This window comes from Pararhizobium polonicum (genome assembly GCF_001687365.1).
Classification (GTDB): Bacteria; Pseudomonadota; Alphaproteobacteria; order Rhizobiales; family Rhizobiaceae; genus Pararhizobium; species Pararhizobium polonicum.
The window spans coordinates 116,719-141,283 of sequence record NZ_LGLV01000014.1; the positions used below are offsets into that span (position 1 = coordinate 116,719).

The 24,565-nt window shown below is 57.9% G+C and carries 22 protein-coding genes and 1 pseudogene; 4 read left to right on the forward strand and 19 right to left on the reverse strand.

Going from position 1 to position 24,565, the window contains the following annotated elements:
• Positions 1–5: 5 nt before the first annotated feature.
• The 6 genes from ADU59_RS21535 to ADU59_RS21560 all read right to left on the reverse strand — a co-directional run bounded on the left by ADU59_RS21535 (position 6) and on the right by ADU59_RS21560 (position 8,500).
• A complete protein-coding gene (locus ADU59_RS21535) occupies positions 6–1,736 on the reverse strand; it encodes an ABC transporter permease (protein WP_068956381.1) in 1,731 nt (576 codons plus the stop codon).
• Positions 1,737–1,798: 62 nt separating this feature from the next.
• Positions 1,799–2,899 (reverse strand): ABC transporter substrate-binding protein, encoded by a 1,101-nt coding sequence (locus ADU59_RS21540; RefSeq protein ID WP_068956382.1) that lies wholly within the window; start codon positions 2,897–2,899, stop codon positions 1,799–1,801.
• Between the two features lie 324 nt (positions 2,900–3,223).
• The gene (locus ADU59_RS21545) at positions 3,224–4,300 is read right to left on the reverse strand and encodes an AbrB family transcriptional regulator (RefSeq protein WP_068956383.1); all 1,077 of its coding nucleotides are present in this window, start codon (positions 4,298–4,300) and stop codon (positions 3,224–3,226) included.
• A gap of 186 nt (positions 4,301–4,486) precedes the next feature.
• The gene (locus ADU59_RS21550; RefSeq protein ID WP_068956384.1) at positions 4,487–5,584 is read right to left on the reverse strand and encodes an ABC transporter ATP-binding protein; all 1,098 of its coding nucleotides are present in this window, start codon (positions 5,582–5,584) and stop codon (positions 4,487–4,489) included.
• A gap of 16 nt (positions 5,585–5,600) precedes the next feature.
• Entirely contained in the window at positions 5,601–7,262 is a 1,662-nt protein-coding gene (locus ADU59_RS21555; protein WP_158515750.1) for an ABC transporter permease, read from the reverse strand.
• A 134-nt stretch (positions 7,263–7,396) separates the two neighbouring features.
• Entirely contained in the window at positions 7,397–8,500 is a 1,104-nt protein-coding gene (locus ADU59_RS21560) for an ABC transporter substrate-binding protein (protein WP_158515751.1), read from the reverse strand.
• 348 nt (positions 8,501–8,848) lie between these two features.
• Here ADU59_RS21560 and ADU59_RS21565 point away from each other — a divergent pair, with 348 nt between their 5' ends.
• Positions 8,849–9,550, forward strand: coding sequence for a cysteine hydrolase family protein (locus ADU59_RS21565; protein WP_158515752.1), 702 nt, complete (start codon positions 8,849–8,851; stop codon positions 9,548–9,550).
• 16 nt (positions 9,551–9,566) lie between these two features.
• A complete protein-coding gene (locus tag ADU59_RS21570; protein WP_068956392.1) occupies positions 9,567–10,472 on the forward strand; it encodes a dihydrodipicolinate synthase family protein in 906 nt (301 codons plus the stop codon).
• A gap of 161 nt (positions 10,473–10,633) precedes the next feature.
• Here ADU59_RS21570 and ADU59_RS21575 read toward each other — a convergent pair whose 3' ends face one another.
• Complete coding sequence (locus tag ADU59_RS21575; protein ID WP_068956394.1) at positions 10,634–11,236, reverse strand: NADPH-dependent FMN reductase; 603 nt, start codon at positions 11,234–11,236, stop codon at positions 10,634–10,636.
• A 240-nt stretch (positions 11,237–11,476) separates the two neighbouring features.
• Here ADU59_RS21575 and ADU59_RS21580 point away from each other — a divergent pair, with 240 nt between their 5' ends.
• Positions 11,477–12,385, forward strand: a complete 909-nt coding sequence (locus ADU59_RS21580; protein WP_068956395.1) for a LysR family transcriptional regulator — start codon at positions 11,477–11,479, stop codon at positions 12,383–12,385.
• Positions 12,386–12,431: 46 nt separating this feature from the next.
• On the opposite strand, the gene ADU59_RS21585 is transcribed toward ADU59_RS21580, so the two are convergent.
• From ADU59_RS21585 to ADU59_RS21620, 8 genes are read right to left on the reverse strand one after another with little or no spacing between them, the layout of a single operon-like run.
• Positions 12,432–12,905 (reverse strand): aldolase/citrate lyase family protein, encoded by a 474-nt coding sequence (locus ADU59_RS21585; protein ID WP_068956397.1) that lies wholly within the window; start codon positions 12,903–12,905, stop codon positions 12,432–12,434.
• On the reverse strand, positions 12,880–13,224 hold the full coding sequence (locus tag ADU59_RS21590; RefSeq protein ID WP_139093205.1) for an HpcH/HpaI aldolase family protein: 345 nt from the start codon (positions 13,222–13,224) through the stop codon (positions 12,880–12,882). The genes ADU59_RS21585 and ADU59_RS21590 overlap by 26 nt, the downstream gene beginning before the upstream one ends.
• A 32-nt stretch (positions 13,225–13,256) precedes the next feature.
• A complete protein-coding gene (locus ADU59_RS21595) occupies positions 13,257–14,627 on the reverse strand; it encodes an MmgE/PrpD family protein (RefSeq protein WP_068956400.1) in 1,371 nt (456 codons plus the stop codon).
• Between the two features lie 5 nt (positions 14,628–14,632).
• On the reverse strand, positions 14,633–15,022 hold the full coding sequence (locus ADU59_RS21600) for a PaaI family thioesterase (RefSeq protein WP_068956401.1): 390 nt from the start codon (positions 15,020–15,022) through the stop codon (positions 14,633–14,635).
• Positions 15,019–16,236, reverse strand: coding sequence for a CaiB/BaiF CoA transferase family protein (locus ADU59_RS21605; RefSeq protein WP_068956403.1), 1,218 nt, complete (start codon positions 16,234–16,236; stop codon positions 15,019–15,021). Before ADU59_RS21605 ends, ADU59_RS21600 begins: the two co-directional genes overlap by 4 nt.
• On the reverse strand, positions 16,233–17,417 hold the full coding sequence (locus ADU59_RS21610; RefSeq protein WP_068956405.1) for a CaiB/BaiF CoA transferase family protein: 1,185 nt from the start codon (positions 17,415–17,417) through the stop codon (positions 16,233–16,235). The genes ADU59_RS21605 and ADU59_RS21610 overlap by 4 nt, the downstream gene beginning before the upstream one ends.
• Positions 17,414–17,857 (reverse strand): Zn-ribbon domain-containing OB-fold protein, encoded by a 444-nt coding sequence (locus ADU59_RS21615; protein WP_068956407.1) that lies wholly within the window; start codon positions 17,855–17,857, stop codon positions 17,414–17,416. Before ADU59_RS21615 ends, ADU59_RS21610 begins: the two co-directional genes overlap by 4 nt.
• A 3-nt stretch (positions 17,858–17,860) precedes the next feature.
• Positions 17,861–19,021, reverse strand: coding sequence for a thiolase family protein (locus ADU59_RS21620; protein WP_068956408.1), 1,161 nt, complete (start codon positions 19,019–19,021; stop codon positions 17,861–17,863).
• 341 nt (positions 19,022–19,362) lie between these two features.
• Here ADU59_RS21620 and ADU59_RS21625 point away from each other — a divergent pair, with 341 nt between their 5' ends.
• The gene (locus tag ADU59_RS21625) at positions 19,363–20,238 is read left to right on the forward strand and encodes a LysR family transcriptional regulator (RefSeq protein ID WP_158515753.1); all 876 of its coding nucleotides are present in this window, start codon (positions 19,363–19,365) and stop codon (positions 20,236–20,238) included.
• Positions 20,239–20,261: 23 nt separating this feature from the next.
• Here the strand turns inward: ADU59_RS21625 and ADU59_RS29720 are convergent.
• The 4 genes and pseudogenes from ADU59_RS29720 to ADU59_RS21650 all read right to left on the reverse strand — a co-directional run bounded on the left by ADU59_RS29720 (position 20,262) and on the right by ADU59_RS21650 (position 24,428).
• Positions 20,262–21,190 (reverse strand): annotated as a pseudogene (locus ADU59_RS29720) (IS630 family transposase).
• Between the two features lie 522 nt (positions 21,191–21,712).
• A complete protein-coding gene (locus ADU59_RS21640; protein ID WP_068956412.1) occupies positions 21,713–22,102 on the reverse strand; it encodes a c-type cytochrome in 390 nt (129 codons plus the stop codon).
• An 80-nt stretch (positions 22,103–22,182) separates the two neighbouring features.
• The gene (locus ADU59_RS21645) at positions 22,183–22,743 is read right to left on the reverse strand and encodes a gluconate 2-dehydrogenase subunit 3 family protein (protein ID WP_068956414.1); all 561 of its coding nucleotides are present in this window, start codon (positions 22,741–22,743) and stop codon (positions 22,183–22,185) included.
• Positions 22,740–24,428, reverse strand: coding sequence for a GMC oxidoreductase (locus ADU59_RS21650; protein ID WP_068956416.1), 1,689 nt, complete (start codon positions 24,426–24,428; stop codon positions 22,740–22,742). Before ADU59_RS21650 ends, ADU59_RS21645 begins: the two co-directional genes overlap by 4 nt.
• Positions 24,429–24,565 lie beyond the last annotated feature (137 nt).

The following is a 24,565-nucleotide window of genomic DNA, read 5'->3' on the forward strand; positions in this document are numbered from 1 at the left end:
TTCCGCTACTTGTTGATGGACGCGCGGACCGTTCCGAACAGGCGGTCGGCTGCGAACAACACGATGAAAATGATGGTGGCTTCGAGAACCGCGACGGCAAAGGCTTCTGTCACCTGCCCACCGTTCATCTTGGTCCAGAGATAGATCGGGACTGTCATGGAGGATGGCGTGTAGAGCACGACCGTCAGGCCCACATCCAGGAAGAACTGGACGAAGACGACCGTCCAGATCGACATGACCGCAGGCTTCAGCGCTGGCACCACGATGTCCTTGAAGGTTTTGACCGGGCCGGATCCCGAGACCCGCGACGCATCGACCAGATCACTGGAGATCTGCAGGATTGCCGACCGCGATTGGCGCACGCCAAGGCCAATGCTGCGTGTCAGCAGAGCGATGAAGATCAGCCAAACCGTCCCGTAGAGCGGCAACGGCAGGGACACATAGGCCCAGAGAAAACCGATCGCCAGCACAATGGAGGGTGTGACGGTCGGCACGATGGCGGCATATTCAGTGACTTTGGCAAGCTTCGAGCGGGAGGTGCTGAGCAGATAGGCAAGAAAGAAGTAGAATGCCACCGCGATAACACCACCGACGACAGACAGCATGAACGAATTCTTGATCAGATGCAGAAAGGACGGATCGAGCATTTTCTCGTAGTTGCTCAGCGTCCATATGCTCATGGAGATGCGCGGTGTCACGAAGCGCATCAGCGAGGCCATGATCAGGGCGCAGTAGGGAAGGATGACCGAGATGAACAGGTAGCCGAAGATCACCGCAGACGCGACGTACTTCCACCGGCCGAGATCCGTAAGCCGCTGCCGACCACCCTTGCCACCCACCGTCACGTAGCGTTTGGCATTTGACATGATGCGCCGCTGCCAGAACGTGCCTATCAATGCGATCAGAAGCAGCAATGTGCCAGCCGTCGCGGCAAGGCCCGGTTTTGCCGGTGTGTCGGCAACGGCGTTGTAGATCTGCGACATCAGCGTTTCGTAACCGCTCGACGTGCCCAGAGCGAGCGGAACGGCAAAATTCTCGGACACGAACACGAAGACCAGCAGAAAAGTCGAGGCCAGCGTCGGAAGGACCAGCGGCAGCGTCATGGTGAAGGCCGTGCGCAGCGGGCTGATGCCCAGGATGTAGGACGCTTCTTCCAGATCGGCATCTATGGACTTCAAAGCGCCGTGGATGGCGATGAAGGCAAAGGCCGCGTAGTTCAGGACGAGCACCCACACCATACCGGTAAAGCTGTAGATGTCCAGGATGCGGCGGATGCCGGTGATATTCGAGATGAGGAGGTTCAGGAAGCCGGCATTGGGCGCGGCAAGCGCAATCCAGGCCAGGGAACTGACGAGGCTCGACATCATGATGGGAATGACGAGGAACGGGGTCGCGGCACGGACGCCCGGCGCATTGGTGCGGCTGACGATCCAGGCGAAAATTGCGCCGAGGACCACCGACAGCAGCGCCACCGTCGCCGAAAGCAGGATCGTATTCCAGAAGCGACTGAGGAAGACGCTGCCTGTGTAGACCTCCTTGTAGTTCTCCAGGGTGAAGTGTGCACCCTCCTTGCCGCCGTCGTCGGAAACCAGTGTCCCGTAGAGCAGGTAAAGGATCGGCATGGCGACGAGGACAAGCGTGAGACCGAACATCAGCCAGCTGGGGGCGGCAAGTCGTTCGGAACGTTCGGAAACGGCTGCGTCAATGGTTCGTCCGTGCGCATCTTGAACGGCCATAGATAAACTCCTTCCATGTCCGGCCCCGATAGGCCGGACAGCAATATGGTCACGAGGTGGGGTTACTGGCTGAGGTTGAACCAGACGTTGTTTTTCGCCAGGAAGCTCTTCTTTTCGCTATCCATCTGGCGTGGATCGACGTCCGCAAAGGAAGACGGCAATTTGTACCAGCTCTGCTGCGCGACATCGCGCGTATCCTTGAACCCGGTCATAGCCGGCGCGCCGCCGGTTTTATTCCAGGCGCCGTAGCCTTCTTCGCTGAACGAATATTCGTGATAGAGCCTGGCCGCATTCGGATGGGGAGCATGGGCGCTGATGCCCTGCCCCGTCGCAAGGCCCAGGCCGGGATCCGGCAGCGACCATTCGATCGGAGCACCGGTTGCCTGAAGCGGGACGATGCCGGTCTCGCTGATCGCCAGCGCGACATCAATGTCGCCGGAGGCAAGCGCGCCTGCGAGCGTGTTGGCGCCACTGAAATTGCGCGGCTCCTGCGCTGCGAACTTCGTCATGAACTCCTCGCCATACAGCTTGTAGAGGGCATAATACGGATAGAGGGTCGCGCCACCGGCCCCCGACGCACTGATCGAAATGCCGACGCGACCCTTGAAGCGGGGGTCGATGATGCCTTGCCATTTGGACAGGATCTCCCCTTCTTCGGGCGTAACGCCGTCGATATTCCAGGCGTTCCCCGCCAGTGCGATGCGCAGCGGATACCAGAAGCCGGGGTTCTTGACGTTGTCGGCGAATTTGGCGTCCGAACTGATCTTGTAGGAGGCGAGATAGCCATCCTTCGCTTGTGCATCGAGAACGCCCGGATCTGTATCCTGTACGATGTCGGTGACATAGCGCCCGGCCTTCGTCTCCGTGACGAACCGTTCACGGCGCTCGCTTGTAGGAAGCTCGAAATTCTCAGCCTCGACACAAGGGAAGCGCTGCTTGAAGGCGGTAATCTGCGCCTTCTGCGCATCCGTCCAGGTCCCGTTGTAGATCATGAGCTTGCCTTCCTTGCAGGCGCCCGCAAGCACCTCGTAGGGAACGCCCGGCATGGCTTCCTGCATGAAGGCCCACGCGTCGGCATGTTCGGGAGCAATCGTCTGGGCACCTGCCGTGCCGACAAGATTGAGCAAGACGAGCGCCGTGAGTGTTGGAAGCAAAGTTTTCATTGTGTTCCTCCCTTTTTTGATTATTGCAGTTCCGGTAGCTATCGGACGAATAGACGTGTTGAAACGCACTCTGAACAGAGCTTCGCCTGCCGATCGGTTCGATGTATCCTCCGCCGCAGGTTGGAAATGCCCGCTTCGCTGGCCTCACCACCAGCTCACCTCCACGCGACATTTCACTACAGCCTCAGGTCTTCACTTAGCCGGACAAAGGCTATGAGCGGAATAATATTTTACGGGGCAGTTGTTGCGTGAAACGGGACAATCGAGGCAAATCGAGCTCACAAATGGGAACAATCCGACGCAGACTTGTAAGGGAACCGATCTTCAGGAAATCCGATGCAGGATTGCGTTGACACGCGCAAAGAACCCGATCCGATTCAGCAATGCCCAGATGTGCAGCGCCAGTCCGTTGAGCAGAATGGACCGGATAATGTGGAACGCAGTGACGAGTGCGACGTGAAGGTGCAGCACCTGCGCCGTAATCACCATTTCCGCAAACCCTCCCGGCGCAGTCGACAGCATCATGTCGGAAAAGCTGATATCGGCGAACGCCGTCACCATGAGGGAATAGGCCGCCATCAGCAGGGTCAGGAACAGGGTGAAAGCCATGCTGATGGCACTGAGGCGGGCAAGGTGACGCAGGATATCGCCTTTGAATCGGGCACCGATCGCGATGCCAAGAAAGAACTGACCGGCATTGACAAGGGAAAGCGGCAACCGGCCGGCGACCAGCCCTGCTGCGGTCAGGGCGGCAACTCCGATCAACGATCCAACCATCCAGGGGTTCTGAAATCCGATCCAGCGAAAAACGATCGTGCCTATCCCTCCCGCGGCAAGGACGAACGGCAAGCTGCCCCATGAAACCTGTGGCTTTGCAGCCCAGGCGCCGAGATCGACCGAATCGCCGAAAAAGATGAGTAAGGGCGGCAAAAGGCATACGACGAGAGCAACCCGTAATGCCTGGCTTAGCGCGATCGGCTCGGGGCGGGCACCTTCTGTCGCGCCGATATTCGCCATTTCCGACATGCCACCCGGCATCATGGCGAAAAAGGCTGTGGCCTGATCGATCCTGGCAACTCTCGCGAAAGCGACGCTGATTGCGGCCGCAAACAGGATGCCGATCAGCGCCGTCACAAAGAGCAGCGGAAGCCAGCCCGTCAGGCTGACCAGAACGGTGGCCGTCAGATTGAGCCCAACGGAGGCGCCGATGATCAGTTGCCCAAGCCGTCGCCCCGCCAGTGGCGCGAAGACGGAGATGTTTGCCATGCCAAAAGCTGCAGTGACAAGGAGTGGCCCCAACACCCAGGCGAGCGGAAGACGGAAATAGGAACCAAAAAAACCTGCTGCGACACTCAGGAGGACACAGAGGATAGTTCTGTAGTCAAAGCGCTCTTTCAGCATGCGGTCTCTCTTGCATCTTCTACACCTTCCTTAATCTGAGTATTCCCACTCACGGTGCTGCAGATGTCATAGCGCGCAGCGCGTGCGATCAGCCGAAGTTCGAGCGCGGAAAGGAACGGCATCCGCGTGATGAATTAACCGAACACGCTGGAGCGGTGTGACTGACGCGTATTCATTGCGGCAAATCTAAGCGGCTACCGCAGCGGCACTTTGTTGCCCAAAGTAAACAACATCGTCTGGATTGACCTGCACGAACACGGCTGCGCCAACCGGAAAATCGAGCCGGCTTCGCGCCTTGAGGATCACCCCACCATAGGTGATCGAATATTCGATATGGTCCCCAAAAAAGATGCCGGAGCTTATTATCCCTTCCAGAACATTGGTGCCCTCTGGCCTGCGTGCATAGAGGTTGAAATTCTCCGGTCGGATCGCCACGGTCACTTTGCTCCCGGAGCCCACAGACGTGGAAATGGACGAGAGAAGCTGATCGCCATTGGTCAGCACAATCCGGTAGCTGCCGTCCAGTCCTCTCTCGAGACATTTTCCGTCAAGAAAAGTGCTGATCCCGATGAAATCCGCGATGAACCGGCTCGCGGGGCGCCGGTAAAGATCGCGTGCCGACCCCACCTGCTCGACCTTGCCGTCACGCATGCAGATGATCCGGTCCGCCAAGGCCATCGCTTCGGTCTGATCGTGCGTGATGTGAATTGCCGTGCTGCGGATCTTCGTGATGAGATAGCGCAGTTCTTCGCGCATCTGCTCACGCAGTTTTGCGTCGAGATTACTCAAAGGCTCGTCCAGCAGGAGGACGCGGGGTTCAGAGACGGCGCACCGCGCCACCGCAACACGTTGCTGTTGCCCGCCACTCATCGAGGATGGATACCGGTCGCCCATTCCTTTCAGGTCTACCAGCGCAAGAGCCCGATCGACGGCTTTGCCAATCTCGGCCTTGGCTGTGCCGCGAACAACCAGACTGTAGGCAATGTTTTCCGCCACGGTCTTGTGCGGCCAGAGAGCATAACTCTGGAACACCATGCCGATGCCACGCCTCTCCGGCGGCACGAAGACACCGGGACCGACCATCATCCTCCCATCGACGGTGACGGTGCCCGAGGTCGGCTCGGTCAGCCCGGCGATACAGCGCAACGTCGTCGTCTTGCCGCACCCACTTGAACCGACGATGACAAGGACTTCACCTTCATCGACATCAAAGGAGACATTATCGACGGCGGCACGCCCGGCAAATACGCGCGACAGATTTCTAACTTCAATGACTTTGGACATAAATTGCCTCCCGGCTTTACTTATCGAGCGTGTTTTTAAGGATGCCCCACCGCCAGTTGGCGGCAAAGATGATGGTGAAAATGATCACAGCCTGAAGGACTGCGATGGCGAAAGCGCGTGTCTGGTGTCCCGACGCCATGTCGTTCCACAGCGCAATCGGCAGTGTCACCGTTTTATAGTTGTAGAGCAGGATCGTCAGGCCGAGTTCGGTGAAGACATTCATGAACAGCATGGTCCACAGCGCCAGCAGGACGGGCTGCAGGATCGGAACGGTCACGTCACGAAACGCCCGCATGGCCGTTGCGCCGTTCATCTGGGCCGCTTCCGTCAACTCATCGGAAACCTGCACCAGCGCGACGCGTGACTGCCGGACGCCGTAGCCGACATTTCTGGAGAGGTAGGCGATGATCAGGATCGCGGCCGTGCCGTAGATAGGCAACGGCAACCCGACGAAAGTCCAGAGGATACCCAGGCCCAGCACCAAGCCCGGAATGGCCGTCGGCACGATGACCGCGTACTCCATCAGACGACCTGAAGTGCCGTGGGACCGTTTGATGCAATAGGCCAGAAACACATAGAATAGGGTCATGAATAGCCCGCCGAACACCGAATAGAGCAGCGAATTCCGCGTCGCAACGAAGGTATCAGGGGTAAACAGCCGCAGATAGTTGTCCAGCGTCAGGAGCTTCATCGTCAGGCGAGGCGTGAGAAAACTGAGGAAAGATCCCAGAACCAGAGCGCAGTATGGGATGACGACAGCGATCAGGACAAACAGGACGAGGCCGCCGGAACAGACCGCCTTGCCGGTTCTGCCCAGTTCCGCGATGCGCGGACGGCTGCCCTTGCCGGTGATTGTCACGTAATTCTTGGCCCTGGCTATGGTCTTGCGCTGCCAGAATGTCCCCAGCAAGGCAATCCACAGCAGCATCGTCCCGGCGGCCGCGGCAAGCGTCGGTTTCGATGGCTCGACGGTCATGTCGTAGAATATGCGAGCGGGAAGCGTCTGGAAATTGAATGGCGCACCAAGAAGCGTCGGCACGGAGAAGTTTTCGGCTGCAAGAACGAAAATGATCAGGGTGGAGGATATGATCGTCGGCCAGACCAACGGAAGCGTCATCCGCCATGCAGTCTGGTAGGTACCGGCGCCAGCCATGGCGGATGCTTCCTCCAGTGAGCCGTCGATGGAACGAAGGGCCGCATACATCGCGACAAATGCGAAGGATGCATAGTGCGTCACGAGAACGAGAGCGATCCCTCCGAACGAGTAGATATTGAAGATTGTGTTGACGCCGAAGAGGGCACGCGCGGCTGCATTGATGAATCCCGCATTCGGTGCGGCAAGTGCGATCCACGACAACGTGGTGATGGTATTCGACAGCATCAAGGGGATGACAATCAGCAGAGCAAGCGTATCCTTGCCCGGCGCATTCGTGCGTGCAACGACCCAGGCCATTGCCCCACCGACGACGAGTGACACAACAGAAGTCACCGCGGACAGGGAAATAGTGTTCAGAAAGGCCGTGATGTAGAGCGGGGACGTATAGACCGTAATCCAGTTGTCCAAAGTCGGATGCGCATCTGGATGCCCAATGACCTCGGAGCTGAAGGAGCCTATCAGCAGGTAGATCAGCGGGGCAAAGATCAGAAGAGACGTCAGCAGAAACATCAATGTCTGCACTGTTATCTCACTCGCGAAACTGAAACGTGCCGACCTTGGCTTGCTGTCTGCAATCATGGGAATGGTCATAAGGACTCCACAAATTCGAAAGGTGACCGCAGAGCCCTCCTCCGCGGTCACGGTTTTGGCGAGAGCTATCTGCGACCGGCAGCAACGTTCTCGTTGAACAGCTTAACCACGTCCTTCACGGCTGCGGTTGCATCCTCTTCGGAATATTCGAAGATCTGTGTGGGAACCTTGTACCAGGGCTCCGCTGCCACATCGCGCGCATCCTTGACCCCCGTCATCGTCGGGACACCGCCCAGCTTCTGGAAGAGCGCATATCCTTCGGTGGTGAAAGAGTATTCCTGATAGAGCTTGGCGGCATTGGGATGGGGAGCGTTGCCCGTCACGGCCTGTCCCGTCAAAGGACCGACACCGGGAGACGGCAGTGTCCATTTGATCGGGGCGCCCTTTTCGAGCAGCGGAACAAGAGCCGTTTCGCTGGCATTGAAGACGATCTGCACGTCGCCGGAAGCCAAAGCCGCAGCCGCATTATTGGTGCCGCCGATATTACGAATGTTCAAGCTACCGAGTTGCTTGATGAAGTCGTCGCCATAAAGCTTGCGCCATGCATAGAAAGGTAGATAGGCCACCCCACCGGCGGAAATGTCACCGACGGCTGCGACATCCTTCCAGCGCGGATCGAGAATCCCCTTCCATTCATTGAGCTTGGCAGCTTCCGCATCGGTCACCAGATCTGTGTTCCACGCTATGCCTGCCATACCACGGCGCATGGAATACCAATTGCTGGTGCTCTTCGTGTTGTCCTTGAACTTACTGTCGTTAGAAATGACGTAATTCGTCAGGTAGCCAGCCTTCGCGTGGTTGTCGAGCACATTGGAATTGCTGTCTTGGACCAGATCGGCGATACGCTGACCTGCCCGGAATTCCGCGAGATAACGCTCGCGAATATCGCTCATGCCGCCACCTTGCTTTCTCACCTGGATGCAGGGAAAGCGCGCGGTAAACCCCGCGATCTGGGCATCTTCGGCATCCTGCCAGCTGCCATGATAGATCATCACTTCGCCTTCCTTGCAGGCTTCGGTAAGAAGCGCATAAGGAACGCCCGGCATCTGCTCCTGCATGAACGCCCAGGCATCCTCAAGCTCGGGGTCGATGGTTTGCGCATGCGCAATGGACGGATGCAAAGCAACGCCGACCGCCACCATAGCGATCATTCCGGATATTTTTTTCATGAAACCCTCCCGGTTGTCACAAACGCGGCACCCAAGGCAATCTAGCCTGACGTGCCGCATTATGAAGACGGTTCTATCGGTGCCGGCCCGTAACATTAAGTCTAATTATCGGGTCAATTGGTGCGCAAAACGGGACAATATCCAGGCATCATTTCGCGTAGCAATGAACGGGGCGGCAGGTGACCCTGGCTAGCATGAAAACTGGTTCATAATTGCGTTATCGGCATCCGATCCGACCTGGCACTCGCTATTTCCACAAGCGGATTCCCGTCGGCGGCAATCGATCTACCCATTAGTGCAGAAACTGGAATTGTCGTTGCTTCAACTGCGCTTCCACCCAGCAGAGGCTTGACCCATGGTGCGCGCATTCAAGCAACCACGCGACAGGAAACGACATTGAAAATTCATAAATCCAGTCTTCCGGACCTCCCTCGAAACCTGGAGGATTTTATAGCGAAGCGGCGGACTGCTGTCGTGCTCTGGGATCTGCAGAACGGTCTAGCGGGCAAGGCCTATAATGTGGATGAGGTGCGGCAGAACGCGTTGCGCCTGATCGAGGCTGCCGACAATGTAGGTGTACCGGTGATCTGGAGCCGGCATATCCTGCCGCTGATCGAATACACCACCGGCCCCTTTTTGCTCTTCCTCATGAAGAAACAGAAAGTTGACGATATCGCCCTGTTGAAGCCAACGATGCAGCCCGGAATGCCTGATACCGACTTTCTGGAAGGATTGAAGCCGGCTCCGCATCACATCGTCCTTGAGAAAAGCCAGCCGTCTCTTTTCGTCGATACGCCGCTCGATCTGCGTTTGAAAACGCTGAAGGTCGAAACGGTGATCTTTGCCGGCGTCGCAACGGATATCGGCATCGAGTTCAACGCCCGCCACGCGGCCTCTTACGGTTATTACCCCGTCGTCGCAGCGGACGCTTGCGGAGCTTACAGCACCGAGTCCCATGAACGCAGCCTGTCTTTCCTGCAGAGCTGGATCACGCCGGTCGTGACCACGAGCGAAATTTGCGACGTGTGGGCGAGTCATTCCAAAATCTAAACCTTCCGAGGGAAACATGCCTAAGAAACTTAGTGTCGTCGTCGTCAGCCTCACGCCGTTCGACGATCAGCTTAAACTGGACGAACCGGCGTTTCGCACCCATTTGCGCAGGCTGAAGGAAGCCCGCGTATCCGTCTATGTGGGTGGCAGCGGAAGCGGCGAAGGCTACTCTCTGTCGGTCGCGGAGCGGGACCGCGTTCTGGCTATCGCTGTCGAGGAGCTAAAGGGCCATGTGCCCTGCCGGGCGATGGGCTGCGAGCCCCGCACGGCCAACGAAATGGTCGAGTTCTTGCGCGCCGCGGAACGGGCTGGCGTGGATGCGGCCCAGATCTTTTCCCTGGATATCGGACATGGCTCGAAACCGAGCATCGCCGAACTGGAGCAATATTATAACACCACCATCGGTTCCGTCTCCCTTCCAGTCTATCTCTCCAGCCACCATGCTGCAGGCTATTACGTTCCACCCGCTCTGATCGAAAAGCTGGCCAACCGCTTTCCCAACCTCGTCGGCATAGCCTATGGCGGTCCGAGCATTCCATACCTTGCGGAATTGATCGAACGCCTCGGCGACCGTATGGAAGTGCACTGCGCCGGGCCTGGCAACGGGCTTTCCGTGCTCGCCATGGGCGGCAACGGATTCATGGGTGGAGAAGGAAACCTAACGCCGCGTCTCGTACAGTCCGTCATCGACGGCTGGTCATGCGGAGATTACGACAAGGCCCGTCTATCTTTCCTGAAGCTCATGGAGTTCGAACGGGCCTATACGCTTTACAACGGCGGAAGCTCGATGCGGTCGATGAAACCGCTTATGAACAAGTTTGGTCTGCCTTCGGGTAAACTGCGGGCGCCGCGTCTGCCGATCAGCGACACCGAGCTGGGTGATCTCCATGCCGCTGTGATGCGCATGGAACTCCCCATCTGAAGTCCGGTGTCGTCGGCAGACGAAACGAGAGAGCGGCGAACACACTGAGCTACCGGTCGCCGAATTGAGTCCAAAGCTTCGGTCCAAATATGTGGAGCTGATCGAAACGACAAAGGCGGCATCACTGCCGCCTTTGTCGTCGTTCGGGTTTTCACAGTCGATTATGCTGACATGGCCAGGGTTTGGGGTGTCCGTTCGCGGCCGAGCTGTGGCAGTCTGATGAAATCGCATACCTGATCGGCAAGAGCTGTCAGGCGCGAGCCGACGCGGGGGTCGGAGCAACCGTTGCTCGTAAAATTCACCTCTGCGGTATTGATCCCCACGCCGAGAGGGCACGGCCAGCCGCGCAAGGCGTGCACAATGTTGCGGAGCGAGCTGAGCACCATTCCCGGGCCCTGATGACCAGCACCTGTCGCTATGCAGCCGACCACGAGGCCGTGGAGGTATGGGCGGACATCCCTGTTCATCTCCTCCGTATAATCCAGTGCATTCTTGATAAGTCCGGATATGCCGCCATGATAGCACGGAGATGCAAGAACGACGCCGTCTGCCACGCGCAAAGCCTCGATCAATGCATGCATTTTGGGCGTGAGCGGCGCACCGAAATCGTACGCTGGCGCATCCAGGTCCTGCCCGGCAAACATCACGGCACGACCACCGCGTGCCTCAACTGCGTCGAGGGTTAGTCGAAGCGCACGCTCCGACGACGACTCCGGCCGGAGCGTTCCTCCTATGCCGATGATAAGGGGTGTAACGTTCGTCATGGCTAAACTCCTTCAAGCCAGTAGCTAAGCATTGCCTCGATAATTGTCATATCATGGATTTTTTTATAGATTACTGCAGATATTGAAATTGCCGTTGCCGAAAGGCCAAACGGGCAAGGCATAACCAAGCCTGGTCAAAGCTTGCCGCACGTTTCTCAGGTATGGATTGACGGGCGTAAACTCTCTGATCGGGACCGGAATTCATTGCAAAACGGTAATATTTATGCAAATGATTGCAGTATGCGCATTAATTACGAAATTTCCGAGCTTGTCGCTTTCTTGGCCGTCGCTGAACGATTGAGCTATGCGGCAGCGGCCGAAGAGCTCAATGTGTCACCCTCCTCGCTGACAAGGCGGGTGCAGAGACTGGAATATGCGCTGGAATGCAAGCTGTTCGAACGCACGACGCGCGAGGTTAAACTGAGCCTTGCCGGCAAACAGCTTTTTTCGCGTGCACGCGAGATCGTCGAAACACTTTCCGAAGTTCAAGCCTCGTTCAAGGGCGTCCCGAATTTCCGTTCTCCGACACTTACGATCGCCTGTGTACCGTCCGTCATCCGGGAACTTATTCCCGTTATTCAGGACGATATCCTGCGGGCTAACCCTCATGCCAGAATCCGCATATCCGACCTGTCCTCCAACGAAACCAATGACGCCGTGCTGCGCTCCAATGCGGATGTCGGCGTCGGGTACCTGGATGGCCACACCGAAGGCTTGGACGGCGTAATCTTGCGCGAAGAGACATTCGTCCTGGCGATGAGAAAAGGGCATGAATTTTCTGGCCGCAACAACGTCTCGTGGCGCGAACTACTCGCCCAGAGGGTCATCGGACCTGTCCGGGAGTCCGGGATCCGGATTCTCATCGATAGTGCCATGGCAAAGGAAGGTGTGACGTTAAAATGGTTCCACGAAGTGCGCCATACCGATACCGCGCTGTTGATGGCGGAAGCTGGTATTGGCGTGACCGCGGTGCCGAAATCCATTTACGAGGAGAGCAAGAACCCAAATCTGGTGGCAGTCGGCCTGATCGAGCCGGAGATCAAGCGGCGGATTGGTGTTCTCAAACGGCACGGCCAGCCATTGAGGCCGCTGGCCAGAGAGTTCTGGAACGCCCTTGTCGGCCCGAATGCTCAGCTGGCACCGTCATAATTCAGCATAGAAAGGCTTCACCGCGCCCAGGCATCCCCCGACATGTTTATCTCGAACGGTGGATTTGCTCCACCAACGGCTTGGTCAATGTTTCCAGCAGGAATTCGGCTCCCTGCATCAACACGACGCGCATGCCGTGGTCGTAGAGCCGTCCGACACGCCCAGCGATGGCATCAACCGTCGTCAAGTCATAGCCAGTATTGGCGACAACCAGAATGCCGCGCGAGCGCGCCTTGTCGCTGATATCGCGGATGGCTTTCCATACGGCCGGATGTTCGTACTGAAAGGCATAACCGATTTCTTTACTGAGGTCGGTGCTCCCAAACTGAATGGCACGCAGCCTCGGCATTTCGAGAATTTCATCGATCTGGTCGATTGCCGTCTTGCTCTCGATCGCGGGCACGACCACCGTTTCTTCGATGACCTGCTCGCGCTGGCCGGAAAATGTCTCGCTGGAGTTCGGATACTCGCCAGCGCCCGAGCGGTGCCAGTCCTTAGCTACATCGACCAGCGCCCGCACCCGAACCGCCGAGGCCACCGAAACGTGAACGACCGGAACGCCGAGGCTGAATGCGTGTGGCATCGACCGTGACCTGCAGCGCCGTTTCGCCACCGAGCCAGAGATTGGACGGGATACGCAGCCACGTTGCCATCCCTACCGATTCCGCCGTGCGGTAGACGTGGTCGAGCTCCTTCCAGTCCAGCGCCGAAAACATCATGTCCGGCCGAACGAAATCGAAACCGGCCCTGGCCAGCGTCGTCACCAGATGCGGTCCACCCTTGATCCAGACTCCGAGCGCCAATTCATCCTTTGCAATCTTCGCGAAAAGCCTGCTCATATCCCAGGTCCCCCCAACCATGCTTTTGAAAATCATGCCCCCCGGCTCGCTGCCTCCTGAGAGCGGATCGCAGCGAGTGCCGTAACAAGACCTGCGACATCATAGGCCTCGATGTTCTGAATGATGGCCGCCAGGCGAGCGAAATGTGCATTGTTGATGTTTAGGTTCACCAGGCTTGCTGCTTTGTGTGACACTTGGCGCCAATCGAGTGGATCGGAGGGATCGCCGCGGGCACCTGCGTCTTGACCGACAAACACTCGCCCGTTGTCCAGCGCGACTCTGATCCGGCAAGCATAACGGGAAAGCGCGTCGTCAGGCCTGACGATGATCTTTGGCATCCAGCACAAGATTGCAGGATCGAGGGTGTCCGCTTCAGTCACATCGCGAACCACGACATTGCCTGCCGCCAGCACCAGCGCCGCGTTATATTGGACGCTAAGGCGTGCATCGATCAGGCTTTCAATGAGCGGGATATCGTTGTCACGCGCCGGCAGGGAGTTGAGGCTGATTTCAATACTGGCGACATCCCGCACCGGAATCTTTTCCGACTTCAGGATATCCGCGAGTGCAATGGAGGTCGATTTTGTCGAGTTGCAGCCGAAATTCGGACGAAGGCTGGTCTCATCGATCATGAACTTTCTGCCGAGGCCGTTCGAGATTTCAATGGTATCGGCACTGGAAGACATTGCCACGAAGAATCCCTGGATGCCCTCCAGAACGGAATGCGGTCCGGTCAGCCCGGCATCGTTGAGCATGTTGGCTTCGATACCGTTCTGTGCCGCCCGCCCGGCATGATAGACCATGGTCGTCGAACCGGTCTGATGAAACTCGTAAAGCCCGGAAGCCTGGCTGCCTGCAATGCCGAGGACATTCAAATGGCCTTCCTGATTGCGACGTCTAATCTTTGCGGCAGCGGCGGCTGATCCGAAACTCCCGCAGGTGCCGGTGGGGTGAAAGCCACGCTTGCGGTGCCCCTGTTTGACTGCGCGACCGATCCGTCCGTTGACCTCATACCCAACGACAAGTGCAGTCAGGAGATCGGCACCTGATACCCGCTCTTGTTCTGCCATAGCCAAGGTGGCCGGAATGATGCAGCCGCCCGGATGCGTACCGGAAGGTTTGTGGATGTCGTTGAGGCCGACGCTGTAAAGCGCCATGGCATTGGCATAAGCAGCGTCCCGCGTCGCTAGCTGGCGTCCGCTTGCAAACGAGGTTGCCTGTTCAATGCCCCCCAGTTCCTCAACCATCTTTCCGGCGCTGCGGCCAAGCGGTCCGTCGCAACCAGCGAGAAGGCATGAAAGCCCATCGAGCAAGACGATCTTTGCCTGAGCACGGGTCGCCGCAGGGATATTTTCGAACGTGAGTTCCGTGGCGAATTCCGCCAGGATGCGGGTCTCGCTCATTGGAGTTACCTTATAATGCGCAGGGTGATACTGCCTGTCGCAGCCAGATCGCCGTCAGCGTTGCAAATCCTCACATCGACGAAGGAGGTCGAGCGCCCGGCTTTCAGAACGGTGGCGCGAATGGTGATATCACCCTGCGCCGGTGCGATGTAATTGGTCAGCAGGGTTACCGTCGAGACCCCCTTCAATTCTCCGAGGCTGCGAGTCGCTCTGCTAGCGGCCAAGTCGATGAGGGAGGCCAGCACGCCTCCGTGAATATCGCCTTTGCGGTTCGTCAGTTCCGGGCGGGAGCGGAGGGAGATTTCCACCTCGCCCCCCTCCTCCCTGAGAACTTTTATGCCGAGGAAGTCGGAAAAGGGCGCGGAACTGGACCAGGTTGCGGATGCGTCGTTCATGCTGCAACCCCGAAAATCCCGCCCGCCGTCTGCAAGGCGCGCTGCTGCTCAGGTGTAAAGCCCAGTTCGGCAAGCACCGTCCCGGTGTCGGCACCCAGCGCCGGAGCATCGCCCTTGAGTTCCACGACGATGTCTGAGAACGCTCCGGGAAACGCCCGGACCTTGGTCTGCCCGCCGTGATCCGGCACCTCCACCACGATACCGAGCGCCTTTGTCTGCTCATGCTCCAGCGCCTCAACCGCGGTTGCATAGACGGCGGCGTTGGCGCGGTGCTTGTGCATGGACGCGACCAGCTCTGCGGAGGTCTTGTTGGCGAAATACTTTTCATAAACCGGTCGCAAGCGGATTGCCTCGCTGCCATGTCCGGTCGAGGCCTTGCCACGTTTATCGAAGCGGCTGTCGCTGAGCAGTTCCGACATGCCCATTTCTTCAACGAACTGCTCCCAGCCGGCACGTCCTGTCGCACCGACGGAACCGCCAAAGGCGAAATAGATAGGCTTGTCTGCAGTCTTCCAGCCTTGCTCCACGGGCTCGTGCGGACCGCCTACTCGAGGGCCTTTGTAGGCGTCCGGATCGGACTGGGCAGCCAGATGGATACTCTTCATACTGAGCAAGGAATTCAGAATTGAGACGCTAATCCGCTGGCCACGCCCCCCGTCGTTCCTGTGGAGCAGCGCCGAAAGCGCCGCCTGCACGGCAAAAATGCCTGTGCCTATCGAACCGGCATCAGAGCCGAGCCGCCGAGCCGGCAAACCGCGTCGCCCGAGATAGCGGGTATAACCCGCCATGGCTTGAGCCGTCAGTTCCGAGCCCTGCAGGTCCGCCATCGGACCTTTGCGACCCCAGGGACTGATATCGACGACGATCAGGCCAGGAAAACGATTAGTAACATCCTCAAGGCCGAGGGCAGTGATCTCTTCCTGGCTGCGATCCAGAATCAGGACGTCAGCTTTCGCGAGGAGCGCATCCACGGCAGCGGTCGCCTGTTCGAGCTTTTCGCCCAGCTGCACCGATTTCTTGCCACGGTTCAGTTCGAAAAATGCCGCGCTCATGTCGCTGCCAACCTTGGCCGGAGAGGCTTCGCGCATGAAATCGCCTTCATTAGGCTCGACCTTGATGACTGTGGCACCGAGATCGGCCAACCGGACGCCGGCCAGCGGCCCAGCGATGCCTTCGGCAATTTCCACGACGATCAGATTGGAAAGGTTGGTCATGCGATATCCTTCAACAAAGCAGGTGCTGTGTCCGAAAGTGGCCTAAGAATTTCATCGGTATCGGCGCCCGGTTCGGATGGCGCCCGGACGCTGCAGGGTGTTCCTTCGAAATGCCAGGGAAGTCCCCCGACCGAGACGTCGCCCCATTGCGCGGTCCGCACTTCGGCAATCATTTCATTTTCGACGATCTGCTGGTGATAGCGGAAGCTTTCGTAATCATGCGCGACGACGCAGGGAATGCCGGCTCGCTTCAAAAGCCGCAGCCACCAGACGGACGGCTTGTGGACAAAGATGCCTAAGAGGATCTCATCCAGAGCGTCCCGGTTCGCGCATCGGGCACGGTTGTTGACGAACCGGTTGTCGGACAGGAGATCCTCGCGTTCGAGCGCCTTGCAGAGAGCCTGCCATTGCCTGGCACGCGTGACGCTGACGAAAATCTCCCGGTCCTCGGCGATATAGGCGCGGTCGGGCGCAAAGGCCGGATTGGCGCTGCCCGAAGGCGAGGATGCCTGTTGGGCTCCAAAAAGTTCGGAGATGCGGGTGAATTGCATTTCCATCGCCGCTTCGAGCATCGACAGATTGATATCCTGCCCCCGGCCAGTCTCCTGCCGCCAGACCAACGCCGCAAGGATATCCTGGACCGCGATCGCTCCTGTCGACAGGTCGAGGAAACCGGTGAAGCGGAAAGACTCCGCAAGATCGCCTTCGGCCCCATTTTGCGCCGCAAAGCCGGAGAATGCCTGCATGATCGGGTCGCCGCAGCCTACCGTGGCAAGCGGCCCCATGTGGCCGAAGCCGGAAATAGAGCAGTAGATGAGCTTCGGATTGATCGTACTCAGGACATCGTAGTCGAGGCCTAGCCGTTTCATCGCACCGACCCGGAAGTTCTGAACAAAAACATCGCAGTCCGCCGCCAGAGCCTTGGCGTAAGCCGCACCTTCCTCCGTCTTGAGGTCGAGCATGATGTCCTTCTTGTTGACATTCATGGCGATGAAGTTCGTGCCCATGCCGCGCTGCGTCGGCAATGCCCAGCGGGTGCCGTCGCCTGCCGGCGGCTCGACCTTGATCACTTCTGCCCCCAGCATGCCGAGGATGGCAGTCGTCCATGGACCGGCCGCCATGATGCTGACGTCGAGAACGCGTATGCCGGCCAACGGACCCTTGTGCGTGGTCTCACTCATTGTGTTGCCTCCTGCACCTGCACTGAAAACTGCACGAGCGTTATCGTGCCAGTCACGTCTTCGAAGACGACCTTCACCGGCATCCCGATCCGAACCTCCGACGCCGGCAGGCCAAGAATATTCGTCGTCAGTCGGGGGCCTTCCGCAAGTTCGACCTGAACGACGGCATAGGGCGTCTTCGCCTTGAGATAGTCAGTCCAGCCCTTGTGATAGATGACGTAGTTGTGCACCACGCCAGCCCCCGACATCTCCTCCCAGGAGGCCTCGTCGGAAAGGCATTCGGAGCAAAGGGGGCCGATCGGATAACGCACATGCCCGCAATGGCCGCATTTCTGCAGAACGAGGCGATGTTGCTTTGCCGCCTCCCAATAGGGCTTCTCGATGTCGTGGATGATGGGAAGATACCGTCCCGTTTTTTCGTCAACCCGTGGGTCAGCCATCTTCTATCTCCTGAAAATAATCGCTTCGCCGAGGAAGCCGCCGTACTGCACAATCTCGAGGTCCTTGACCTGCCGCGCACCGCATTCGTGGCGAGCCTGCCGTATCGCTTCGATGATCAGGTTCCAGCCGGAGACATGCCCCTCCGACAAAAGGCCACCTGACGTGTTCACCGGCAGTTCCCCGCCGAGTTCGATGCGACCATCGCGGATGAAGTCCAGACCTTCCCCCGGTTTGCAGAAGCCGAACCGCTCCAGTCCGAACAGTACGAGCGGCGTGAATGCGTCATAGGTCATGACAGCATCGATATCCCTCGCGGTGACCCCGGCCATGCGATGGGCGTGCAGGTCGGCGGCCTGCGGCTCAAAGCGGAAGACTTTCTGCTGCGCCACGCCGAGGCCGGGAAGGGCGAGGTTGTGATATTGCGGGCCGGCGTGAACGCCCTGCACCCCGGATATATAGACCGGCGGCTTTGCAAGATTGCGCGCCCGCTCCGCCGAGGTGACGATTACGCAGGCGCAGGCCTCGTTGACGAGGCAGCAGTCGAGAAGACGCAGCGGCTCGACGATCCAGCGCGAATTGACGTAGGCTGCGTGATCCATCGGCTCCTGCTTGAGGGCGATGGGATTGAGCGCCGCATGTTTGCGAGCCGCGATAGCGATGGGCGCCAGCGCGTCCGGCGAGCCGCCATAAAGGTGAAAATAGCGCTGCATGGAAATCGCCGCGCCGAAGACGGGAGCGACCGCGCCATAGGCCGGGCTTTCGCCATGCGGCCCCTGCCCCTGGCGCCACATTTCCCATTGATCGGTATTGCCGTGCTGTCTCTTCTTGCGGGCAAAGACCACCGCGACCGCCTTCGCCTGGCCGCTTGCCACGACCATGGCGGCGTGCTGCAGCGTCGGAGAAACGAAACGACCATGCGTCCAACCCTGGAACGCGAAGCGGACATCCACGCCCCAGCTTTCGAGCACGCGATCATAGTCGGCACCGAAGGACGGCGCGATAAAACCATCGATATCCTTGGCCCTCAGTCCGCTATCTTCCAAGGCAAGCTTGAACGCATCGCCGGCAAGAGAGAGTTCGGTACTGCCGGGCGTCGGACCTATTTTCAGGCCCACGCCGCAGACCGCCGTTTTGTCTTTGAGGTCAAAAGCGCCGTCGATCATGCATCATTCCTTTGAGACGTCGCGTCGGCCTTCGCGCCGTATGCGACACCAATTTGATGCGTTTTGGTATAGCAACATGCCCACGAGCTGGAATTGCAAACGGCGCAACAGTCATTGCAACCGCATCGGCAACATGCGCGGCGAAATATTGCCGCCGCTGCGAAACATCACGCCTTTTCAGACTCTTTCACAGTGATCGGCAGGACAGATCTTTATCGGACGGGAAAGGTTCTGCAGCGATCCGCAGGCTTGATGATCGACGACAAGCTGCATTGAAGGTCACGATCTTGTCATGACGGCAATATAGCTTCTATAAGTGCCGGATGCGTATAAATCTCAACATGGATGATCTCCACGCTTTCGCCGAGGTCGCACGGAAACTCAACTACAAAGCTGCTGCTGATACGCTGCACATCTCGCCGTCCGCGCTCAGCAGACGGATCCAGAAGCTTGAAGAAAGCCTCAACGTTCAGCTTTTCGTTCGAACCACGCGCGACGTGAAACTGACGCCTGCGGGTAAGGAGCTTTTCCGCTCGGCCCAGGATATCCTGTCTAATGTCGAGGAGATGCTTTTCGCCATGCGCGGCGAGGGGCATCGCTATTCGCGTCTGATCCGCGTCGGATGTGTTCCGTCCGCTCTGCGCACGGTCCTGCTTCCGGTCCTCAACACCGTGATTGACCGCTACCCTTCGGCGCAGGTGAAGATCGTCGATGCGACGGCGGTTCAACTGCTCGATGCTCTCTACCAGCAAGAGATCAGCTTTGGCATTAGCTACATGGGCAAGAACGAGAGTGGAATCGATTTCGAACCACTGATGGAAGACCCGTTTATCGTCGCTGTTAGGGACGATCATCCCTTCGCATCGAGGAGCGAGGTAAGCTGGGACGAAGTCAGCAAGCAACGAACCATCGCCGCCCGTCACGGTGCCGGCCTCAGAATGCTCATGGATCTGCGGCTTGCCGAATCCCGCATGCGCATAAACTGGGCCTACGAGGTTCAGCATGTGAATTCGGCGCTATCGCTGGTCAACGAAGGTTTGGGCGTCGCGGTGGTGCCCCAGGTCTGTATCTGGGCGGCCAATTACGAGCGCGTCGTCGCCGTCCCCTTCGAAGACACGAAGATCAGCCGTACGCTGGGTCTGATAAAACTCAGCAACACCGAACTGCCACCGCTTGCCCAACATCTTTGGAGCATGTTTACGCGTATCGAGGTGTGAGCGTTTCATGTTTTGATGGAAGCCTAGCCTGCATTTCTGAGATAGTTTGCGCATTCTTCTGGTTGGATGGTTTGCACCAGTGTTCCGACGTGTTGGCATGTGTCCTTGATGGTCCGCTTCTGTGCGAGCCGCATCCAGTGCTTGATCTTGGAAAAGGCCTGCTCGCTCGGGCTGAGATCTGGTGAGTATGGCGGCAGGAACAAGAGCCGTGCGCCGGCCGCCTGGATGAGCTGGCGCACAGCCGCCGCTTTATGGCTGCCGAGATTGTTCATGATGACGATGTCGCCGGGTTTGGGAACGGTACAAGTTGCTGCTCGACATAGGCAAGGGAGCACTGACCAATGATCGGTCCATCGAAGACACAAGGGGCGGTCAGCCGGTCGCAACGCAAAGCACCCAGAAAGGTCAGCGTGCGCCAGTGACCATGGGGAGCAAAGGCGCGCAGTCGCTTGCCCTTCGGCCCCCAGCCTCTGATCGGCGTCATATTGGTCTTGATCCAGGTCTCATCGATGACGACGAGGCGCTCAGGGGCGAAATGATGCCGCAAAGCCTTCCATCGCTCACGTCTTCGGGCAATGTCGGCGCGGGCCTGTTCAAGAGCAAACAGTGTTTTTTTTGAAGCCCAGCCCCTCGCGCCGGATGAACTGCCAGATCGTGTTATGGGAGACGGTGATGCCGCGTGAGGTCAGTTCGTCCTTCAAACCATGCAGCGTCAGGTGCGGGTTCTGCGTAAGACGCTCGATAAGGAAGTTGCGGTGCGGTTCCAGAACGCGTTTGCGGTGACCGCCCACTTGCCGGGTTGAACCGAGCCGGTTGTGCGATGGCGCTGAGACTATTTCACCACGGACGAGACGGCAACGCCGAAGCGTGCCGCCACCGTCCGACTGCTCTCGCTATTCAAGACAGCCGCAACAACGCGCTCGCGAAGGTCATTCGATAAAGGCTGCGTCATCCGATGTTGGCCTCCTTCCAACCAGCATCTTGAATCACATCAAAACCGATTTCGGATTCAGCAATGTTTCAGACAAATGAGGAAACGCTCTAAACTTCTTTCTCACCAAGCTCGCTCGTTTAGGCGGTTACCTTGCAAGAACATCAGACCCGCCACCAGCAAATACGATCGTCTGGCGCAGCCTCAGCCGGCTGACAGACATTCGCCTTGGAACTGAAACAGCAGCGGCACTCAGATGTGGGTAATCGCAGGCTTCACCGGATGCTTACATCTCATGGAACGCGACGACATCTGAATTTGGGCGCCGTTACCAGTGCGATTTTCGAAGCGCTGGCCGGCTTTTAAGTTCAGGCCAGGAATATGTCGATGTTCGCGGTTGCCAAATAATTTAGGAACGGCGATCCCGGCGACAGGGTTAGAACACTGAACAATGCTTTGATCACAAATCTTTGAGACAGGCAAAATATACCGTTGCGGTCGCCGGTTAGACCGCTGAATTCAACCAAACCATCCACTTTTCCTTTAATTCCCACCTGAAAACATCTGAAGGTAAGCAACTAAGTTCTCCAGATCGTCTGGCTTGGTTATCCCGGCTACCGCCATCTTATTTCCAGGAATTTTTTTACGGGGCGCTGAAAGAAAATCTCGCAATTCCTCGATCGTCCAAATCTGTCCGGCAGCGCCAGCTTCCTTCATGGCGTTCGAATAATTATAGTCCGTCGCGGTGCCGGCCGTCCGGCCAACGACCCCGTTCAACTGAGGGCCGATCTTGTTCTTCGCACCCTCGCCGATGGCGTGACAGGCACTGCACCGTTTGAACAGCGCCTCACCTTTGGCCGCATCCCCATCCGCCAACGCCGGCACGGCGTTGAGCACGAGCATTGCAGCGGCTATCCTAACAATATTGCGCATTTTCAAGTCCTCAATGTCTCGGAAACAGTTGCGAAGTCGACCCGCCCGTCACAGACGCGCGGGTCGACTCGGTGTCTGGCTCAGGTTGTCGCCCAGGCGGGTTTGCCCTTCACATAGGGAACGCAGGCCTCGAAACCACCCGGAATTTCGTCGTAGGCTAGGACCTCGGTCGCCCCGATTTTCGAGGTGAAGAAGCCCATGAGGGTGAGCTGCTTTATCATGGTGAAGTAATGCGGCTTGTCCGTTGTGGCGCTGGCCCGCGCTTCCTTGTCCAACGCTACGACAAGTTCATGCCGTTCCTCTGGCGTCAGTTGCAACAACTCTTTCTTGTAGCCTTCCTGGCTACGCCGCTCGATGTCGGGCAGAGCTGAGAGGAAAATTTCCCGCTGCTCCGGCGTGTAGCAATCCGCGACGAACACGGCCATAAAGGCCCCAACCGCTGCGTCCTTTGCCCCGGCGGTGTCGGTTCGCGGAATAATCGTCTCCGCCACCTCGTCCAGCTTCTGTATATCAGCTGGGCTGAACGCAGCGTTGACATCTGCTGTCTTGTTGGCGGGCTCCTGCGCGCTAATCACGCCGCCGCCAATCAAAGACATGCCGGTTGAAGCGGCGATCAGCTTTAACAAGTCACGTCTGTTCATCGCAGGTTCCCCTTCTTGAGCTCTGCAACTGCAAAATCCGCAGCACGCGCCGTAAGAGCCATATAGGTCAAAGATGGATTGACGCAGGCCGATGACGTCATGCAGGCGCCGTCAGTGACGAACACATTGGGAGCGTCCCAGACCTGATTGTTGCCATTCAGCACCGAGGTTTTGGCATCACGTCCCATGCGTGCGGTACCCATCTCATGGATACCCATGCCAGGTGCGTAGCTGCCACGGGTTGCCTTCACATTTTTAATGCCGGCCGCTTCGAACATCTCAACGGCGTCATTCACCATGTCCTCACGCATATCGAGCTCATTCTGCTTCATCTCGACATTCATCGAAAGCACGGGCAGACCCCACTTATCGGTCGTGCCGCGATCCAGTTTCGCCTGGTTCTCGTGATAAGGGAGCATTTCTCCAAACGCAGTCATGCCGATGGTCCAACCGCCCGGTTGAAGCACTTCGTTCTTGTAGTCGGCGCCGATATTCAGTTCGGCGATTTCCCGTTCCCAGCGGGTCCGGCTGGCCGAGCCCTGATAACCAAAGCCGCGCAAATAGTGCCGCTTGTCGTCTCCGACGTTACGGAACCGCGGGATGTAGAATCCGGCCGGGCGGCGCCCCTTGAAGTAGGTGTCTTCAAATCCCTGTACCTCTCCGGTCGCCCCCATACGGAAATGGTGATCCATAACGTTGTGGCCGAGCTCGCCGGAGCTGCTTCCAAGACCGTCCGGCCAGATGTCCGTCGCGGAATTCATCAATATCCAGGTCGAGTTTAATGTCGACGCATTGAGGAAGATGACGTCAGCCGTGTATTCGTAGGTGAGATTTGTCTCGGCATCGATGATCTCGACACCGCTCGCCCGCTTGCGGTCCTTGTCATAGATCACCTGCTTGACGATCGAGAATGGACGAAGCGTGAGGTTACCGGTGGCGACCGCCGCTGGAAGGGTGGAGGATTGGGTGCTGAAATAGCCGCCGAAAGGACAGCCCAGCCGACACTTGTTTCTGTACTGACAGCGTACACGGTCCTGATCAGGCAATTCCTGGGTAATATTGGCGCAGCGCGAATTGATCAGGTGACGCTTTCCGCCGAAAGCTGTTTTCAGCCGGCGCGCGACATCCTCTTCAACACAGTTCAGCGGAATTGGCGGCAGGAACTCCCCATCTGGAAGGATATCCAGACCTTCCCGGCTACCCGAAATACCAGCAAAGCGTTCGACATAGTCGTACCAGGGAGCAATATCCTCATAACGGATCGGCCAATCGACAGCGACACCGTCCCGGGCATTGGCTTCGAAGTCCGTTTGCGACCAACGATAGGTCTGACGTCCCCACAACAGAGAGCGGCCGCCGACATGATAACCACGGAACCAGTCGAAACGCTTTTCCTCAACATAGGGCGTTTCCTGTTCGTTGGCCCACATGCCCAACGTCGCTTCGTCCAACAGGTAATCCCGGCTGAGGACCGGAAACTTCTTTTTCATCTCCTGCGTCGCACGGTTCCGGTGCGGGAAATCCCAAGCCTCTTTATCGGCATTCTGATAGTCGCTGATATGCTCGATGTTTCTGCCACGTTCCAGCAGGAGAACCTTGAGGCCTTTTTCCGTTAGTTCTTTTGCGGCCCAGCCGCCACTAATGCCCGAACCGACGACGATTGCATCGTAATGATTGTCTGCCAAGATGACACCTCCAATTGTAACCATAAGCCACTGGCGAACCAGTCTGCTTACCTCCATAAGCGAAGTACCTACGGCCCTCTGGCTGCGGCCAACTCTTCGCTCTCCAGCTAGCACGGGGATATTATCCCCATGCCGGG